The organism is uncultured Duncaniella sp., from assembly GCF_910577345.1.
Lineage (GTDB): Bacteria > Bacteroidota > Bacteroidia > Bacteroidales > Muribaculaceae > Duncaniella.
The window spans coordinates 1-19,062 of the sequence record NZ_CAJTMT010000005.1 but is presented as its reverse complement, the minus strand read 5'-3'; the positions used below and the strand labels follow the sequence as shown (position 1 = coordinate 19,062).

Genomic DNA, 19,062 nt, shown 5'->3' with positions numbered 1-19,062 from the left:
AGCAATGGCAATCCAAGTAGACAATACCAATTACAACGGTGAGGTACTCGAGCGAATCCTCACCGTGGCCGCCACAAGCAACGAGTTAGTGGAAAAGGGGCTTATTATGGTCATCCCCGGTGTCAATAAAAAGCTCAGCATCCCGCGTCTCAAGACGGGCAAGATGCTCCAGAAGCGCAAAGAAAATCCAACCGTAGAGGACTCCAAGGGGGATTTCAACTGGTCGGAGCAGACACTCATACCGCACGACTTTATGGCTTTCACAGTGTTCAATCCTCGCCAGTTCGAACACATTTGGAAAAAATGGCAGCCCGAGGGCAACCTTGTGTTCCGCGAGCTTCCCCCCGAAGGACAGAACGCCCTTCTCGACGCCCTTTCCAAGCAGGTGCAGTTCGAACTCGGCCATCACTATGTCAACGGCGAGTATGCCGAGGGCAACGATGACGACAAGCTCATGAACGGCATCCTCACCCAGGCCGCCAAGTCTGCGGACTATATCCTTGTGGACGGCTCCAAAGCCACTACGATGATCGACAAACTCAAGGCTGTGCGCGCGTCTATCCCCAAGGCAATGCGCGAGAATCCCAACCTCCGCATCATCATGAGCGTCGAGGACTTCGACAAGTACGATGACGAGCTTACCGAGCGCGAGGCAAAGAACGCCAGTGAGACCGAGATCAACCGCAAGCGCTACAAGGGCATCACCATCGAGACTGTAGCAGCGTGGCCCGAAGGCGTGATCATCGCCACTCTCTGCTCACCTGATGCAGACGGCAACTTCTTCGCCGCCGTCAACCTGCAGAACGACGAGAACGTGATTCAGATCGACAAGTATGCCAACGCCTCAGAGCTCTACTTCTTCAAGCTGCTCATGATGGCCGACACCAATATCGCCTTCGGAGAAGAACTCGTTGTGCTCGATTTCCGCGCCACACCCAAATTCTCGGCCGCCCTCAAGGCTGCCAATGCCAAGAAACCTGAAACAACTGAGTAATGGCAAAGCTCAAGTATCTGGTACTTCACTGCACCGCGACACCTGAAGGGCGCGAGGTGACATCCGCCGATATCCGGCGCATGCACCTAAGCCCGGTGTCGGGCGGCGGCCGCGGGTGGAAACAGGTGGGTTACACTGACCTTATCCACCTCGACGGCAAGGTAGAGCGCATGGTTGACAACAACGAGGATGCCAACGTGGATCCATGGGAAATCACCAATGGCGCCAAGGGGTACAACTCGGTCAGCCGACATGTGGTATATGCCGGCGGCTGCGACAAGTCGATGAAGCCGAAGGATACCCGCACGGCAGCGCAACTCAAGGCAATGGAGGCCTATGTGAAGGACTTCCACAGGCGCTTCCCGGATGTGCGCATCATAGGCCACAACGAGGTGGCGGCCAAGGCGTGTCCGAGCTTCGATGTGCAGAAGTGGCTCAAATCAATCGGCATCAATCAGTAATGACATAAATACGAGTGGCAATGACATTCAGCGAAATACTCAACATACTCCTCGGCGGCGGTTTCCTCGCGATGGTAGTGGGCGTGATCACGCTCAAGGCCACTGTGCGCAAGGCCAATGCCGATGCTGAAAAAGCAAGGGCAGACGCTGAGACGGTGCATATAACAAACACCGAGAATGCCACCCGTATCCTTGTCGAGAACATAGTAAAACCCTTAAAAGATGAACTCAATGCAACCAGAGAAGAATTGCAGGCAACGAAGAAAGAGATGGCCTCTACCAAGAGGACTATGTCCCGGCTTGCAAAGGCTGTCGAAGCTGTCAATGATTGCCGCCATGTTGATGAGTGTCCTGTCCGTTACAAGCTGCTCCTCAACCCAGAAAACAGTATCGGAGGCCTCCGCGACAGTGCGGACGGCAGAAACCCGCGACACGACGGCGGCAGCCATAAGACAGATCCGGTGGGAGACAGTGCCGGAGAGCCGGGTGGAGATGGCCGTATCCGTGGACAGCCTCCTTAAACTACCGGAAGGTGCCTCCTACAGCAAGCGCAACGGGCAGGCCAATATCAAGGTCGCGGCTCATGGCGACACGGTATATATCACCGGCACATGCGACAGTCTGCAGCGCCAGGTGGAATATTACGAGGCGCTTTACCACACCGCGCGGGACGCGTTGGAGCAACAGCATGAACAGTACCAACAAGAGCGTAAGCAACGCACAAGTCTGGCCAAAATAGCATTGGCCTTCTTCATAGCCGGCATTATTTCCGGTGCCATCACAACAATCATCATAATCACAAAACGACAAAAGCAATGAACCAGGATTTCATGTACGGCATAGGAGCCGTAAAATATAAGGGTGTAGCTGTGGGTTACATCGGAAAGGATTCCTTTGATATGGGGGGTACGAAACCGGAAGCTACAAAAATCGAGGCCGAGCAGGTGCCGGGCGTTTCGGTTCTGGTGATACCTCAGAGCAACGGCAAGATAGCGCCGAAATTCGATATGATCCAGTTGAATTTCGACAGTCTGAAACAATTTCTCGGTGGTGCCATCCATAAAAAAGGAGAGAAGACTATCGGCTGGACAGCACCGTCGAAAGCGATGGTGCTTGAAGGCCCGTGGGAGCTGAAACTTGTGTCGGGCCAGTCAATACTGATTCCCAACGCTACACTGTTATCCGACCTTGGCGGCAAGCTTACGCTCAAGGAGACGGCCAAGATTGAGGTGGAGCTGGAGTTGAGTGCGCCTAAGGTGAAGGATGTGCCCCCATACGGAGTGTTCGAGACCACGGAAATCCCGGCAGAATGGAGCGAGGCTAACGGCTGGCTTCTTCCTCCGGAGACCAATGAATCCGAACAGGCAGAAGGCTAAGGCATGGATCCCCGCTACACAAGGGAAATAGAGAGGGAGAGCGCGGATGTCCTGCTTGACGCGGGTGTCAGCGTTCCCCTTTTCTCTTTCAAATTCCCATTCTCCAAACGACGGATGACAGTGAGAGCCACCATGCGTCGTCCAACACTCGCCGGACAGATCCGCATATCACGACTGTACAACCGCATGGGTGTTACCAGCGAGCAGATGTGGGACTTCGACAAGGAGCAGCAGATGAAGTTCCTGGATGAGCATGGCTATGAGATCTCGCGCATGATAGCGGTGACCCTCAGCCGGGGCCGGTGGGCTCAGCGGGTGTGGGAGCGACCGCTGGCGTGGATCGTGCGGCACTGGATGCCGCAAGACTATATGCTCGGCGCCATGATGCGCTTTGTGACCCTCATGGGTACGGACCCTTTTTTGCCTATTATCAGATCGGCCGAGCGGACGAATCCGATGAAGCCGAGACTGAGCCAGAGGAGAGAGGAGAGACAGAACGCGGGAGGGAGTTAAAGAGCCGTTATGAAGGCTCCCATAGCCCTTTCGGATTTGTATGGCAGTTGGCCGATGCGACAGGATGGTCGGTAAGATACATACTATATGGTGTGAGCTATCAGATGCTGATAATGATGCTGAGTGACGCACCCCGGTATGTAGGGGGCAAGAAAGCCAAAGCCAAGCCAGAGGCGACAGCCAAAGATGAAGCCGCGGAAGTGGCGAACTTTTTCAGAAGCAATCTTAAAGCATGAAACCGGTACAGATAGAAATACTGCTTGGAGGCAACCTGCCGCAGCGACTCAGCGAAGCCGAAAGGAATACCGATCAGCTCCGCCGGGGGGCTAAGCGTGTTACCAAAGAGATGAATGAGACTGACAAGGCCGCACAGAAGCTGGACACCACAGTCAAGAAGCTCGTGTCCGCGTTTGCGATCAAGCAGCTTGTTTCGGAGATAGCCCGCACACGCGGCGAATTCCAGCAGCTGGAGGTGGCCTTCACCACCATGCTCGGGAGTGCTGAGAAAGCAAATGCCCTTATGTCGCAGCTCACGAAGACTGCTGCAACAACACCGTTCGGTCTTGAGGAAGTGTCAAAGGGGGCCAAGCAGCTGCTTGCTTATGGGCTCGAAGCCGAGAAGGTTAACGAGACGCTCATAAGACTCGGGGACATTGCAGCCGGTCTGTCAGTACCGCTGAATGACCTTGTTTACCTTTACGGTACCACAATGGCCCAGGGCCGTCTTTATACCCAGGATCTAAACCAGTTCACCGGGCGAGGCATACCTATGATAGCCGAACTTGCCAAACAGTTCGGTGTGGCAGAAAGCAAAGTCAAGGAACTTGTCGAGGCCGGCAAGGTCGGATTCCCCGAGGTTCAGAAAGTCATCGAGAGCCTCACGGATGAAGGCGGCAAATTTGGCGGTCTCATGGAAGAACAGTCGAAGACCATCAGCGGCCAGATCTCCAACATCGAGGACGCAATCTCGATGATGTTCAATGAAATTGGGCAGCAGTCAGAGGGCATTATCAACGAGACGCTCTCCGGCGTGTCATATATGATTGAGAACTACGAGCGCTTCGGGCGGATCCTGCTCGGACTTGTAGCCACATACGGCGTATACCGTACTGCAATAATGGCGGTGATCGCCATGAAAGGGTGGGCCACGGCGGCCGAGGCTTTGCATTACAACCGGCTGCTTCTTGTCGAGAAGGCGCAGAAGATGCTCAACGCGACAATGCTCAACAACCCATACGTCCTTGTCGCCACCCTCATAGCCGGAGTGGTGACCGCCATGATCTCCATGAAAACCGAGGCAGAACGGCTCAAGGAAGCAGAGGAGGAATATCAGTCGCAGCTACAATCGACCATTGATGCCGAAGAAGAGCATCGCAGGAAGCTCGAACAGTTGTTTGAGATATCCGGCAATGAGGCTCTGTCCACTGATACGCGCCGGGAGGCGCTATATGAGCTTGTCGGCATGTATCCTCAGATATTTGCCAAATACAAGACTGAGTACGAATGGCTGCAAAATTTGAAGCAGATCAAGCAGGAGATAGCTATTCTTGATGGTAAAAATTCGGTTACCAATCCCAAGAACCAACTTGCGGACGTAAACAGTCAGATTCTGCAACATCAAAGGAATATAGCCAAATGGGAGAAGGACAAAGAAAATACTAAATCTCCCTATGCCCGTGCACAGTATGAGAAATATATCAAGGAGGCGCAGACACAGATTCAGATGCTTTCCGGGAAAAAGGCGACCTTGACAAAGCAGGTAGAGAAGGACAATGTCAACGCGTGGCTTGCCACCGCTACCGGTTTTGGCAATGCTACCCTTGACGCCGAATTGAAAGTCAGGGAAGATTTGATTGCCCGACTTGAAATGAACGGCGGGAAGAATGGGCGTGTAATTGGCGGTGGCGCCGCTGGCACGTACTCACTTGACGAGTTGAAACGTCAGAGAGATATTCTTAAGGCCGAGAAGAACCGCCGGGATCTTACAAAGAATACGCCGGCGGAATGGTCAGAACAAGCATATAAAAAATATCAGGATGCTCTAAACAAATATAACAGTTTCAGGGCGAGGGGAACAGGCGAGCTGACGCAAGAAGAGTATGATAAGACGTTGGATGATCTTCGAAAGAAGATGGAATCCGCTAAAAAGGAATGGGATAAAGTAAAGCCTGAGACTGATAAGGATGCTCAGTCTGCCCAAAAAGCCCGTGAGAAGGCACAGCGAGAGGCAGAAAGCCTCGCCCGAGAGGAGCAGCGCCGTCTGGAGATTCGTCAGAAACTCGGTCACGAGATGGCCGAGATGGAGCGCGAGAACGAAGCTGCCGAGATTGAAATCATGGAGGAAGGTCTCGTCAAGAAGCTCCGTCAGATCGAGAACGAATACACCCAGCGCAAGAACGCCATAGCCAAGCAGCGTACCGACTGGCAGAACGAGAACCAGAAAGCCGGATCCGGCAGCGAACTTAGCGACGAGCAGGAGAAACTCCTTCGAGATGCCGAGGAAATGAACACGGAGCTGCGCAAACGTCAGGAGCAGCTTCTGTATAAGGAGCTGACCGACGAATATCAGAGCTATACCGACAAGCGTCTTGAGATAGAGAAGAAGCATAATGAAGATATTGCCGGACTTGAGAAGGCCCGAGGGCAGGCCGTGAAGGATGGAGACAGCGCAGCGGTGGCCAGGATAGACCGGTCGATAGCCGAGGCGGTGAAGAGCAAGGGGCGGGCCTTGATGGGGCATGACCTTGAGGTGCTGCGCCAGTCGCCGGAGTATGTCCGCGCCTTCGAGGACCTGGGGGAGACGTCGAACGAGACATTGCGCGGGCTCCTGGGTCAGCTTGAACGCCTGAAGGGGACAGCGGCGAGCGTGCTGAATCCACAGGACCTGAGGGAATACACCACAACCATACAGGAGATAATGGCCGAACTGGACAGCCGTGATCCATTCGGGGCACTGACGCGCAGAGCAGAGGAACTGGGCGAGGCTCAGCGTGAGCTCGCCGCAGCCAAGAGGCAACTCGACGCGGTGACGAACGGAGGGCGGGTCTTCACCGGCCTTAAAGCGGAGGGTGTGGACGCCAACGGCAAGCCGATAATCGTTGCCACCTACCTGAGCATGAGCGAGGCACTGGCAAAATATACCGAGGCGAAGGACAAGCACGCAAGGGCAAGCAACCGGTATGTGAAGGCGGAGCAGGAGGCCAGGGAGAATGTGGGAAGGCTCACGGATGCCATAAAGGATCTCGGCAACGCCATAGGTGGCGAGGCGGGAGAGGTGATAGGGCTGATCATGGATGTGGGACTGTTCATCACCGATACCATAGACGGGATCAAGACGGTGCAGAAAGTGGGAGTAGAGGCAGTGTCGGCCGTAGAGAAAGCGTCGATAATACTGTCGGTCATCTCGACGGCAGTGCAGCTGCTGCAGAAGATCAGCGAGCTGGGTAGCAACAAGGCCTTCAAGGAATATGAGGCATACGCGGAAAAGATCGGCGAAATCAACGCGCTGACCGACTCGGTGAACGAATACCGGCTGGCGGTGATGGATGCGCGCCATGAAGAGGAAGGATGGTTTGCCGAGGATGGCCTGAAAAACCTGAGGCAGTGGCGCGAGTACCATGACGAGGTGTACAAGGCATACGTCGAGAAGGCAGCCGAGGCGCAGGCCATATACCAGAACCAGAAGGGCGGAGGCTGGCTTACGGGCGCTGTCAACTGGGTGATGGGGAACCTGTCGGCGCTGTCATGGTGGGGCGAATGGCGCGACCTGTGGGGCCAGGGGGGCTACAAGGAGGGAACGACCGCAGCGATCAACAATCTGAGGATCGAGACGCGGAAAAAGAGCAGCGGCTTCCTCGGCACGGGCATAGGCGGCCACTCCCAGAAGACCGAGGACCTTGTGACATGGGCAAGAAGGAACGGACTGGGAGAGCTGTTCGATGAGCGGGGCCTGATAGACAAGGAACTTGCGCAGTCGATACTCGACAACTACGGCAACAAGCTTGTAGGGCAGACGCGCGAGACGCTTGAGGCGCTGATTGAGCTCAGGGAGAAATATGATGAGTACATCGAGCGCCTGCACGAGTATGTCAGCTCGATGTATGAACCGCTTGTCGGGAACTTTGTGGACAGTCTCTGGGACTGGTTCGACAACGGGAAGGATGCGCTGGACTCGTTCAAGGAATATGCCTCGGACACCTTCCGGGATATAGTGTCGGATATGCTCAGGACAATAGTGCTCGACAAGGTTGTCGGCACATTCAGCGACGACATAACGGCGCTGTATGAGAAATATGCCGAGGGAAAGATAAACGAGAACGAGCTGATGGAGCAGGTGGCCGAATTTACGGAGGATCTGATCGGCAGGTACGGGAGCAGCCTTCCGACCCTCGAGGGGATGCTCTCGCAAGTGGCCGGAATGCTTGACAAAGCCGGAATAGACCTGCGGCAGCCCGAGGATGGCGGAACGACCCAATCGGGGCGGGCCGGAGCCTATACGGCCATGAGCCAGGATCAGGGCACGAAACTCGAGGGACTGATGGTGAGCGTGCAGGGGCATGTGGCGAACATCGACAGCACATTCGAGAACGTGGCCGAGCGGATGAACGCAGCCGAGGGGCATCTTGCGAGAATATCCGAAAACACCGGCACGACCGCCTCTCATCTGTCGGAAATAAAGACAACATTGGAAAAAATTGTGCGCGACGGCGTAAGAATGCGATGATATGATGAATCTTGAAGGACTACTGATAATCAACGGCACTGATGTGTGGACAGAATTCGGCGCCTTTCTGACCGAGGAGAAGAGAGGCGGCCGGGAGAATCTCACAGCCATAATGGCACCGGCTAAGGCCAAGAGCCATGTCGGTGTCAACATCAGGGAGCATGACGGGGTGAAATATTCCGCGGACCTCAATCCAAGGAGCGAGGAGCGGGACGTGACGCTGCATTTCGCCCTGTTCGCGCGGACGAAGGAGGAGTGGCTGGCTCGCTACCGGGCATTCATCGCCTTTCTGAAGCAGGGGGAAAAGGGGTGGCTGCGTGTCAGGCTTCCGGAACTTGATCTGACCATGAGGATGTTCTATGTGGACAGCAGCAATTACAAGACTCTGACCTGCCTGTGGAAAGAGGGAGTGCAGGCGAGCCGGTTCAAGGTGAAATTCAGGGAGCCGGAGCCATCGTTTTAACGAAATTCAAACACCGTTCAAATATGCTTATAACGATATATGACAGGTCAGGGAACCTGAAGGCGGAGGTATCGCCCTCAGACAGCTCAACCCAGGTGAAGGAGATACAGGGGGACAATGTGCTCACACTCTCCTTCACCCATCACGAGCATATCGCCCTTGATGTTGATGACTACTGCGACTACGAGGGGGAGCGCTACTGGCTGACGGAGGCCTACAGGCCGGAGCAGAAATCTACTCTGGAATGGGTATATGACATCAAGCTCTACGGCATCGAGAGCATGATCAAGAATATACTGGTGCTGAAACGCGTGGACGGGGAGAATGATCCGGTGTTCACGCTGACGGCTCCGCCGAGGGAGCATGTGGCCATGATAGTAAACTGCATGAACGATGGCGCGGGGCACATCACAGACTGGAAGGTAGGTCAGGTTGACGGCACGGAGAACATTGTAATAGATTACCATGGTAAATATTGCGACGAGGCACTCCGCGAAATTGCCGAGAAAGTCGGTGCTGAATGGTGGGTCGAGGGTCAAACTGTCAATGTGTGCCGGTGTCAGCACGGAGAGCAAATCATACTCGGCTATGACAAAGGGCTCACCGGTATAACACCAGATAAAGCCGATAATGTAAAATTCTACACCCGCCTGTTCCCGGTGGGCAGTTCCCGCAACATAGACCCCGAAAAATACGGTTATACCAGGCTGCAGCTTCCGGGCGGCGAGAAGTATGTCGAGGTCAACGCTGACAAATATGGTCGAGTGGATCATTATGAGGATACCGCTTTTTCAGATATATATCCCCGTCGTACCGGCGAGGTCAGCAGTGTGCGTAGCGAGGTCAAGACCAGTGAGGATGGCAAGCCGTTCACGATATACTATTTCCGCGACAATAATCTGCCATTTGATCCGAATGATTACGAGATTGGCGGCCTTGTCAAGAGAGTGTCGTTTCAAGAAGGGAGCGAGCTTGGTGGCCTTGGTAACGAGGATAACGGTACATATTACTTCGAGGTTAATTTCAATAGTGACACCAAGGAATTTGAGATCATCACCATCTGGCCTTATGAGGACGATACTCAACTGCCGGGAGGTAGCCTTGTGCCAAAAGCCGGGGATAAGTATATCCTTTGGAACATACGGATGCCGGACAAATATTATGCGCTGGCGGAGGAGGAATTGCTGTCAGCGGTCAACAAATATAACGAGGAGCATGCAATCGACGTGACCGTGTTCAAATGTCCTACAGACCATGTATGGATTGAGGATAACGACGCGGATCTTTTTGTCGGCCGTCGTGTACGCCTCGAGAGCGAACAGTACTTCCCGGAAACAGGCTACCGAGACAGCCGAATCACCAAGATAACGCGAAAGGTCAACCTACCGTCATCGATGGATATTGAGATTGGAGATGCACTCAGCCGTACCTCCATGCAGAAGATGAGCGACAGCATAAGTGATGCCAGGAGCTATGCGAAAGCCATCGGCGAGAGCGTAGGATTGCCGGACATAATCAGGACCGGTGACAAGACTCTTCCGACTGATAATAACCTGTTCTCGGCCCGACGGAGCCAAAAGGAATTCATCAGCAAAAACTCGCCGGACAGGGCGAGGCGGAAGATAATATTTGACGAGGGGATAGATGCTGGCGACTTCATAGCCGGGGTCCAGGGGGGCACTATAGACGGCAAGGGCAATGCGGAGCTGCTGTCCATTGTCGTGCGCCTGTTGCTGAGCAGCCCAAAATTCGTAGACGGGCTTAACGGCGAGGGGTGGCGCATCTGGCTTGAGAATGAACTGTCGCACCTCACGGTGGACAGGCTGACCGTGAGACAGGTGATGACCGTGTTTGAGCTGCTGATCGAGAAGATCCGCAGCGTAGGCGGTCAGATATGCGTGTCGGCGGCCAACGGCAAGATCAAGGAGGTGAAGACTGACGGGGACAGCTATGTCATCACGTTCGAGCAGGGAAACAGCTTTATGGCCGGGGACCTCATGAGGTGTGCCACCTTCAAGGGCGGCACCACGGAGGGGTACTGGGTGGAGATCGCGGGTGCGGACCCGGACTCGGTGAGGGTGAGAGCGGATGAGTTTGCCGGAGCCGAGCCGAAGCCCGGGGATGAGTGCGTGCTGATGGGGAGCGCCACAGATGCCGGCCGACAGAGCTTCATACTCATATCGGCCACGGAAGACGGCCAGCCCCGCATGGATGTGATGGACGGAGTGGCGGGCAAGAGTCTCGTCGGTTGTCTACGTGCCCGTGTGGGCAATCTGGACGGGATCACCGACAACGGGTTTCCGGCGGACAATCAGCCCCACGGGCACGGACTGTACAGCGACAACGCGTATCTGCGCGGCACATTCCTACTATCGACCGGGGAGGACATAAAGACGAAGTTCGAGATCGTGGAGGGGAAGATCACGAGCGCCGTGGATGGGGTGAGGCGCGACATATTTATGGAGAAGGGCTATCTGGGGAACTCAAACTTTGCCGTGGGCATGGAGAAGTGGGAGACCTCGGGCGGGATACTGCATTATACGTTCGGGTCCACGTGGCTATGGGTGGGGACCGGAATCCTGGCCACGAGGAAGCCAGGGGTGGAGGTGGCGCGCGACGGCGACAGGACGGCGCTCAGGATCGAGAACGACTACATACTCCAGCGCAACGCGGACATGCGGAACCGGCCGGAGCCAATGGTGAATGCCGGAGGCGAGAAGCTGGCCGTGCCGGTGTACCTGAGCGTGTTTTACCGCTGCGTGAAAGCGGGGCGCCTCACGGTGAGGTTCGAGAACGTTGACAAGACGGGGTTCGAGAACTTCAACAGCATGGAGACGGAATGCGACCTGGACGCTTCGGAGGAATATAACCAGCTGACCATGGAAGGTCTATGGAACGGTAGCGGTGACTTCCTGCTTAAATTCAGCGGGGAGATCTATATATGCATGATCGTGCTCTCGACCGACAAGGCCGAGGCGCTGACGTACAGACACCGGACGCTGTTCGAGCAGAGCGAAAAAATAGTGAAGATCGCGGCCCAGAACTTCGACCGGGACGGGAACGTGCTGGAGGAGTCAGGCATACTGACGACGGCGAGGATGGCCGGGCTTTATGCCATAGACGGCGACGGGAGGCTGAAATCGTTTGTAGGCGCCGGGCAGGATGGTGTGAAGATAAAGTCGGACAGCATAGAGTTAGAGGGTCTCGTTACGGCCAACTCCAACTTCAGGATACTTGAGGACGGGAGCGTGGAGGCAAACAAGGGCACATTCAAGAACGTGGTGATCAACGGGTCGATACGTTCGCCGTTCGCCAGGGAGACTGATTGCCTGGACTTTTCCGATCAGGAATGGGATACAGTGACGCAGAGCGAGGGGGATACGGAAACAAGGACCAAAGCCACGCATGACAATGTAGTCCCGATAGGTGTCGCAAGCGGATGGACGACTGCCGGGCATCTGGAATGGGATACGGGACAGTCGGGACGCCGGATGGTGATAGCCAACTACCGCTGGGAAAATGAGATTTCAAGCGGATGGGTTGAATATGCCGCACCGGAAGGGATGTATTTCTTTGAGGACGGCGTGGGCAAAGAATCATTGAGAGTGAGCCGGGAATGCGTGGAACTGATAGGTTATGGCACGGAAACGACATTTTACGGCTGGATTGTACTGAAACGGACCGACCTGATGACCGCGAGCTGTTATGGCCGGGGGCTCAAGTCGCTCGCCACAGGACGTGTCAGCGGCAGCCAGAGCGGAGCTGCAATCACCTACCGGACCTTTGACGGGGCTAAGATGGAAGTGGCCCGGACAGGGGAAGGAAGATACAGGGTGACGGTTCCGAAGGAATGGAAGCTGAGAAAGGACGAGTATATGGTCATTCTCACCGGCTTCGGGACAATAGCCGGAGGCACCAATCCCATCAAGGCAACCCTGATGGCGGCCGAACCGGAGAGTTTCGAGGTCTTGACAAGCGATGACGAGACGGCGAACGACGGCAGCTTCATGTTTGCCGTCACGAACCTTAACGACTGGATATAGACATGAATCAGACAACAAATAATCATATAAGGATATGGCACTTACGGAAGAAGACAAACGGGAACTGCTCGAGGAGATAAAGAAAGTCTCGATAGTGGTTGAGGACCAGCCCCGGGCGAATGATATGGCCTCGGTAGACAATCTGATCGGCACAAAGGACGGAAAGGTACTGAACGTGCCAGCCGCTCTATTAAGGCCGGAGAAAGTGGCCTCGGATGAGGAGCTTGATCGGATGCTCGAGGCCGGGGAATGCGAAGCCAGCAGAATCTATTACACCGAGGAGGAGTCATAATCATGGCGCTTGTAATCGGAGGTAAGAAGATAGGCCGACTTGCCATCGGCGGGAAGGCTGTGAGCCGTCTGGTGTATGCCGGGCGTGTGATATACTCGGCTGTCCGGGGCTGCATTGCCGGCGGATGGTGGCAGCACGGCCACGGCTGGCAGCATGGTACAGGATGGGGAGAGCGCCGATGATAGTCAAAGAATCAAATCCAAAAACAAACATACATGGCAAAGAAACTTGATGTCATAAAAAGAGCAATTTCGAGCCTCGATGAGGCATGGAGCCACGATAGCGAAGGCTGGTGCCACGACATTGAGGACATTGAGAACTTTCTCAAGTCTGTCATAAAGCAGCTTCGCACCGATATAGAGGTGCAACGCGGCACCAAGGTCGGGAGCGTCGCACAAGCCTCCGGCGAGGACGGCTTGGTCTACATCCGTTTTTTCGCGGATGATGACTCGCAGGAAAAGTGGGAGACTGACCCAAACGCCAATGCCAAGCTCCTGCTCGGGCAGTTCAGCTTCAAGGTAAGCGATGCCGGAGGCGACGAGTACACGCTGGCCACCCGCATAACCAAGCTGCCGACGAGTCCCGCTGTCAAGGGAAGCGCCAATACGCTGGCATTCTCGTACAACAGCTATTACGGAGGCGACCCGACCAACCTCGACACCGAGGACGGCACCGCCACCGTGAGCGTCAACGGCACGGAGATCGGCGCGCTTGAGCAGACGCTTCGCCCGGGCAACAGCTACACTATGGATCTCGGTCCATACCTTACGGCCGAGCGGAACACGGTTACGCTTACGGTGATGAACGCCCACGGAAAGCGCCGGACCTTCAGCGTGGCGGTGCAGATTGTGGAAATCAGCATCGCATTCGGCGCGAATTTCGACGAGTCGGCGGCACGCGGCTCCGACTGGGAGCTGCCCGTGCAGTGCAACGGCGTTGAGGCGCAGGTGAATGTGCTCATTGACGGAACCGAGGCGTACTCTTCAAGCGCGCACAACTCGTCAGTGACATTCCGCATCGATTCTGACAACAAGCTCAATGCCGGCGCCCACAAGTTGGAGGTGTATGCCGAGAACTCGCAGTACGGACTCAGGAGCGAGACGCTGACGGCCTCCTTCATCAAGCGCGGCCTCTCCACGCCAACCATCTGCATAGGAAAGGATGCCGACAGGGAGGCCACACTCTATGCCAATGCAGCGATACCCTATTACATCTACTGGCCTAATGCCAAGGCTGGAGACACGGCAACCGTGACAGCCCGAGTGCTCGGCGCTGACGGCGCGGTGCTGAAGAGCGGAATAAGCCAGACGGCTACCCTTGGGATCAACGGCGAGAGCGGGATGCAGATGCTGCGCCTGGCTCTCACGGAGCAGGCCTACCTTCAGGCCGGAACGATCAGCGTGGTGCTTGCGTGCGGAAGCGCTTCCGTCACGCACAAGATAAAAGTGACGAATCCGGGCGTGAACCTCTCGGCGGCGAGCGAATGCAAGATCCACCTCGCGGCGGCAGGGCGAAGCAACACCGACTCTGACGCGGAGGATTGGAAGAGCGAGTACAACGGACAGGTCACTGCCCGCGTGGTGCGCTCGGCAGGATTCAGGCTTGACGGCGACAACGGATTTGACGGCGACGCTTTCCACATCCCTACCGGCAGGCGGATCACGCTCGCCGGCTCCCAGCCATTCGGCAAGGATTTCGGCGCCAACTCAGCAACAATGGGTGACCGCACGGGCAAGACGCTTGAATTTGAATTCGCCACGCGCAACTGTACCAACAGCCATGCCAAGGTGATCGAATGCCTGAACGGCTCCACCGGCTTTGTCGTCTACGCTGACGGCATGGAGCTGCGCACAACAGCCGGAAGCGTCAAGACCATCTGGAGCGACGAGACGCGACTGCGAATAGGCATTGTTGTGGAAGGAACCACGCGCCATTGCGTAAACAAGCTTATTGACAAGACGGAGGAGCTTGACGCGAACATAGCCTACCTGTATGTGAACGGGGTTGTTGTAAGAATCATGGACTATCTGCGGGCTTCCATGAAGCAGGCAGCCCCGCAGGATATAGTTATCGGCTCTGACGAGTGCGACGTGGACCTTTACTCGGTGCGCATATACGACAAGGCGCTTACCGTGACACAGATGATCGGCAACTACGCTTTTGACACGCCAGACGCAAGCGACAAGGTGGCCATAGCCCGGCGCAACGACATATTGAACTCGTATGGCGATGTCGACTTCGCCAAGGTGCGCGAGGCGCTCCCCTCCACCCCCTACAAGATATGGGAGATCGCCAAGATGCCGACAGGCAAGAAGGACTGGCAGAAGGCCACAACGGAATTTGTCAACCCGAACTGGGAGCCGAGCGAGGACAATCTCGTCAATGCCTCGTTCGTGTGCACGGACCACAACATCGCCCTTGACGGCACTTCCTCGCTTTCCTATCCGGATCCTTATAAAAATTGGGCGAACGACTACGGCAAGGGCAAATGGACGGTGGAAGTCGGCGGAGCAAAAATCACGATAACGGAATACTCCATCACCGATGGAGTGGCTGAGGGCGAGACCGAGGACGTCGACAAGGTTAACTTTGCTTCCTCGGAGGGCGTTTTCAACATCCTCGCGGCAAATGCCCACTACCACATACTTACGGGGGTTGCCCGCTCCTATCCGAGCATACTCACGCCCATGCAGGCTACACAGCAGGCAATAGGCGACGTGCATTACCGCCAGAGCCTCGCCGGGTATCCGATAATCGGGTGGCTGCGCGAGTACAACAACGGCATTCCGAGCGTGCGCTTCCTGTCGATATACAACCGCGTCAACAACAAGTACAGCGGAAGCCCATACGGAATAACGCGCGAGAACAAGGGGGAGATGTGGGAGGTCGAGGATAACGTGAACTTCTTCATGGACAAGTGCGCTGACGGGAAATGGACAGACGGCAAGTGGGATGATCTGCTGACAACCCTCTATTATGCCCGCTTCCCCAAGACCGATGCGAACGGCAACGACACAGGCAAGGCGCCCAATGCCGAAGGCGCGGCTGAGGCTAATCTCCAGAGCCGTCATCTGAGGGCTTTCCACAACTGGATACAGAGCTGCAATCCCTCCGTGGCAGACCGCTACAAGGCGCGCCACGGCGAATACGAACCACTTTCAGCCCCGGTGACCTACGGATCCATCCGCTACACGGCAGACTCTCCGGAATACAGGCTGGCCAAATTCCGTGCAGAGAGCGCCGATTGGATGAATAAAGAAAACGCGATGTTCTATTTCCTGTTCTTCGATGCCTTGATAGGCAAAGACTCTTTCGATAAGAATATGACAATAACGTTAACAAAAGGATAAACTGTATGGCAAACAAAAACGATGGCTTCGTAGCCCGATTTTTCCAGCGCGACTCAGACACCCTGGCAGGATGGAACAACGTAGGCGTGCTCATGTACGAGATTTTTCACGAGTGGGGCGACTCCTACGACCCCGCCACCGGCAAGACCGGAACAATCGTTGGCGAGAGGTACGATGCAGTCACTGATTCCTTTGTCCCTGACTGCACCGTGGGCGAGCCTGTCTACAACGGCCGATTGTCGGGCCTGTGGGACTGCGTGGCCAAGGCATGGAGCAGCGATCTTGGCCAAATGTACCGCGATATGCGTGCCGCCGGCCTCAACTTCGATTACCTGTGGGGGCTGTACCAGCAGTACCGCACTCAGTGGTGCGAGGCAATGTACAATGCCGACGCTATGGGATATGCAAACACTGGGCGCTTCGACATGGCCTACGGCGACAAGAGCGAGGCGATGCGCTACATACTCAAGGCGCGCCTGCGCTATCTCGACTCGAAGTACATGGCCGACACTTCAACGCCTTTCGTACTCTCTCTGAGCGGCACGGGCAACGGCGTAGCCGTGCGCTATTACTGTCCGATCTACGGCACGCTGAACTGGGGCGCTGGCACTACCGAGCCGCAGCGAGCCATCACTCCGGGCGAACCCGTGTATTTCCCGAGCCCCGGAGTAACGTTCAATGACACAACGTCCACGTTTTACAACGCCGACTGCATCACTGAGATAACCACCTACACGCAGGCTCCGGACGGAAGCAAGACGGAAGGCGGCCTTCAGGACATCGCCTCAGGCCTTTACATCCGTACCGGCGAGGACAATCTGCGACGCCTAAAATCTCTTGTCCTGGACTACTCGGGCCGTGCGGCCAACACCGCACTTGGCGGCAATGTGCTGAACATCGCTCAGGCGAGTGTCGCGCTCCGCCGGTTCGTGGTGCGCAACTACCCAAACGTCAGCGGAGAGGCGATTTTCAAGAGTCAGGTAATCGAGGAGATAGACCTGCGTGACACGAACGTGGCGAAAATCACCGTCCCGTCCACCGACACGCTCAAATCTGTGCATCTCGGCAACCCTACGGAAGTGAGATTCGAGGGCATGGGAGAGCTCAGCGACTTCTCGGTGGACGAGGCAATGGGCATCACAGCATTCACCCTGCGCGACTGCCCCAAGGCGCCGTACCGGCCAATACTGAAGGTGGCCATCAACAGCGGGGCATTGGCGAGCGCCGACATCAATGGGATCGACTGGAGCGACTTCACGGCAAAGCAGATCGAGAGGCTTGCAGACATCGGCGCGAAGCTTGAAGGCATAATCAGCTTGCCGCGCAATGAGAAGATGACGTTCGACCTCAAGCAGAAATGCCTGCTGGCTTGGGGTGCGATCGATTCTGAGGACAATCCCCTCCGCATAATCTACGAGAAGGGAGCGATGGACTATGTGCGCATAGCCGGTGCGGGCTACTTCTCGGACATGTCTAAGACCTACCGTATGACGCTTGTGAGCGAAAGCGGCAACGCCAACGATTTCACGCGCATTGAGTGGAGTATGACATCTACAGCCTACGCGAGCATAGACGCAGCCACTGGTGTGATCGCGCTGAAAAAGGTCGGAACAGAAAAGGAGGCTCCCACTGCTGTCGTCACCGCAAAGATATATTGCTCTGACGGCACAGTAGTCACGAAGACTGCAACCGTGGGATTTTATGCGCGCACTCCGAAGATTGGCGACTATGTGTATGCCGACGGCAGCATCAGCGACATCCGCGACGAGAGCAAAACCGTAGTGTGCATATTCTGGCGCGAACAGACGTACAGCGGTCGCAAGTACCGCTTCGGCTTCGCTCCCAAAGCCATCAGCGGCAATATCGCCTGGGGCGCTGAGAGCCAGTTGAGCGACATACCGACATCCGATGTGAGCATGGCGGACATCGTGGGCATCCCTAATTGCTCGTTTGACGCATCGGCTCCGGCTGCTGACAAGCTGGTGGATGAGGGACAGCCGGACGGATGGATGGTGTATGCCGAAACAGCGCTGTTGCGCAACGGCATGTGCGTGGCCGACACCGATTCCCAAGCCTATAACAAGGGTGACATCATCCCGTTGGGTATGCGTGAGACATGGGCGATAATCCGCACCCGCAATGCTGTAATTGGCCATAGTGCAGTGCAATCGACCACACCGCAAATACGCATCCCGGCAGCTCAAGGCGGAGCCAGCGAACTTGACGATCTCAAGTCGCTTATCACATCAGCCAATGCAAGCCCTGGCAACGCGTACAGATACTACTATCCCGCCGCCTCCTACGCTTTTGCATACCAGCCGGAAGTGAAAGAGGGCGAGGTGCTTGCCGACTGCTTCAAAGTCCACCGCTGGTTCCTGCCTACGCCGGGCGACATGCAGATGATGCTATATTCCTTCCTCACGAGGGATGCTGAGGCGTATGCGTCAGCAGTGGCAAATGCGGATATTGTTTTGTCAGGATATGCCCATACTACCGGAGAGAATGGTGGACGATGCTACAAGGTCAGTTTGGCAGATCGAGCTGTTGTTTCAAACGCATTTGAGGCAAACACAAAGGCTCTCTATAGCCGATTTGAAACTATTATCAGCACCTTGCCATTAGTCGTATTCTAACCTATCCGGAGAGTATACACCAGTATCTAACGCTTGTAAAATTGTTCTTAGCACAAGAAGTTACGCTACGGTTTACGATGCTGTCGAAGCGGCGAAGCACAAAAGCAATGGTGCGATAATAGCTCTTGTAGTATTCTAACCTGTCCGGAGAGAATGGTGATACCTGTTGCAAGGTCAATGTTCTGAATCGTTCGGCGATTGCAGTGAACTCTGG

13 protein-coding genes and 1 pseudogene are annotated in these 19,062 nt (G+C 55.5%); all 14 read left to right on the top strand.

What is annotated here, in order from left to right:
- Nucleotides 1–4 precede the first annotated feature (4 nt).
- A pseudogene (locus QZ310_RS03545) lies at nt 5–943 on the top strand (hypothetical protein); the annotation flags it as partial.
- A 50-nt stretch (nt 944–993) separates the two neighbouring features.
- A complete protein-coding gene (locus QZ310_RS03540) occupies nt 994–1,455 on the top strand; it encodes an N-acetylmuramoyl-L-alanine amidase (protein ID WP_297070437.1) in 462 nt (153 codons plus the stop codon).
- 20 nt (nt 1,456–1,475) lie between these two features.
- Complete coding sequence (locus tag QZ310_RS03535; RefSeq protein ID WP_297070435.1) at nt 1,476–1,976, top strand: hypothetical protein; 501 nt, start codon at nt 1,476–1,478, stop codon at nt 1,974–1,976.
- A complete protein-coding gene (locus tag QZ310_RS03530; protein ID WP_297070433.1) occupies nt 1,948–2,274 on the top strand; it encodes a hypothetical protein in 327 nt (108 codons plus the stop codon). Before QZ310_RS03535 ends, QZ310_RS03530 begins: the two co-directional genes overlap by 29 nt.
- On the top strand, nt 2,271–2,831 hold the full coding sequence (locus QZ310_RS03525) for a hypothetical protein (protein WP_297070431.1): 561 nt from the start codon (nt 2,271–2,273) through the stop codon (nt 2,829–2,831). The genes QZ310_RS03530 and QZ310_RS03525 overlap by 4 nt, the downstream gene beginning before the upstream one ends.
- A 3-nt stretch (nt 2,832–2,834) precedes the next feature.
- Complete coding sequence (locus QZ310_RS03520; RefSeq protein ID WP_297070429.1) at nt 2,835–3,344, top strand: hypothetical protein; 510 nt, start codon at nt 2,835–2,837, stop codon at nt 3,342–3,344.
- Nucleotides 3,345–3,391: 47 nt separating this feature from the next.
- A complete protein-coding gene (locus QZ310_RS03515) occupies nt 3,392–3,580 on the top strand; it encodes a hypothetical protein (protein WP_297070428.1) in 189 nt (62 codons plus the stop codon).
- Nucleotides 3,577–8,067 (top strand): tape measure protein, encoded by a 4,491-nt coding sequence (locus tag QZ310_RS03510; RefSeq protein WP_297070426.1) that lies wholly within the window; start codon nt 3,577–3,579, stop codon nt 8,065–8,067. Before QZ310_RS03515 ends, QZ310_RS03510 begins: the two co-directional genes overlap by 4 nt.
- A gap of 1 nt (nt 8,068) precedes the next feature.
- Nucleotides 8,069–8,530: a hypothetical protein gene (locus QZ310_RS03505; protein WP_297070424.1), complete on the top strand. Its 462-nt coding sequence runs from the start codon at nt 8,069–8,071 to the stop codon at nt 8,528–8,530.
- A 23-nt stretch (nt 8,531–8,553) separates the two neighbouring features.
- Nucleotides 8,554–12,573 carry a hypothetical protein gene (locus QZ310_RS03500; RefSeq protein ID WP_297070422.1) on the top strand — a complete coding sequence of 1,340 codons (4,020 nt, stop codon included), beginning with the start codon at nt 8,554–8,556 and terminating at the stop codon, nt 12,571–12,573.
- Between the two features lie 34 nt (nt 12,574–12,607).
- On the top strand, nt 12,608–12,865 hold the full coding sequence (locus QZ310_RS03495) for a hypothetical protein (RefSeq protein WP_297070420.1): 258 nt from the start codon (nt 12,608–12,610) through the stop codon (nt 12,863–12,865).
- 2 nt (nt 12,866–12,867) lie between these two features.
- On the top strand, nt 12,868–13,047 hold the full coding sequence (locus tag QZ310_RS03490) for a hypothetical protein (RefSeq protein ID WP_297070418.1): 180 nt from the start codon (nt 12,868–12,870) through the stop codon (nt 13,045–13,047).
- Between the two features lie 33 nt (nt 13,048–13,080).
- On the top strand, nt 13,081–16,215 hold the full coding sequence (locus tag QZ310_RS03485; protein WP_297070416.1) for a hypothetical protein: 3,135 nt from the start codon (nt 13,081–13,083) through the stop codon (nt 16,213–16,215).
- A 5-nt stretch (nt 16,216–16,220) separates the two neighbouring features.
- Nucleotides 16,221–18,848 carry a hypothetical protein gene (locus QZ310_RS03480; protein WP_297070414.1) on the top strand — a complete coding sequence of 876 codons (2,628 nt, stop codon included), beginning with the start codon at nt 16,221–16,223 and terminating at the stop codon, nt 18,846–18,848.
- Nucleotides 18,849–19,062: the final 214 nt, after the last annotated feature.

Coding starts and splice junctions, on each gene's coding strand:
- QZ310_RS03530 (WP_297070433.1), top strand. CDS start 1,948: ATGGCCGTATCCGTGGACAGCCTCCTTAAACTACCGGAAGGTGCCTCC.
- QZ310_RS03480 (WP_297070414.1), top strand. CDS start 16,221: ATGGCAAACAAAAACGATGGCTTCGTAGCCCGATTTTTCCAGCGCGAC.
- QZ310_RS03520 (WP_297070429.1), top strand. CDS start 2,835: ATGGATCCCCGCTACACAAGGGAAATAGAGAGGGAGAGCGCGGATGTC.
- QZ310_RS03505 (WP_297070424.1), top strand. CDS start 8,069: ATGATGAATCTTGAAGGACTACTGATAATCAACGGCACTGATGTGTGG.
- QZ310_RS03525 (WP_297070431.1), top strand. CDS start 2,271: ATGAACCAGGATTTCATGTACGGCATAGGAGCCGTAAAATATAAGGGT.
- QZ310_RS03535 (WP_297070435.1), top strand. CDS start 1,476: ATGACATTCAGCGAAATACTCAACATACTCCTCGGCGGCGGTTTCCTC.
- QZ310_RS03540 (WP_297070437.1), top strand. CDS start 994: ATGGCAAAGCTCAAGTATCTGGTACTTCACTGCACCGCGACACCTGAA.
- QZ310_RS03500 (WP_297070422.1), top strand. CDS start 8,554: ATGCTTATAACGATATATGACAGGTCAGGGAACCTGAAGGCGGAGGTA.
- QZ310_RS03495 (WP_297070420.1), top strand. CDS start 12,608: ATGGCACTTACGGAAGAAGACAAACGGGAACTGCTCGAGGAGATAAAG.
- QZ310_RS03510 (WP_297070426.1), top strand. CDS start 3,577: ATGAAACCGGTACAGATAGAAATACTGCTTGGAGGCAACCTGCCGCAG.
- QZ310_RS03490 (WP_297070418.1), top strand. CDS start 12,868: ATGGCGCTTGTAATCGGAGGTAAGAAGATAGGCCGACTTGCCATCGGC.
- QZ310_RS03485 (WP_297070416.1), top strand. CDS start 13,081: ATGGCAAAGAAACTTGATGTCATAAAAAGAGCAATTTCGAGCCTCGAT.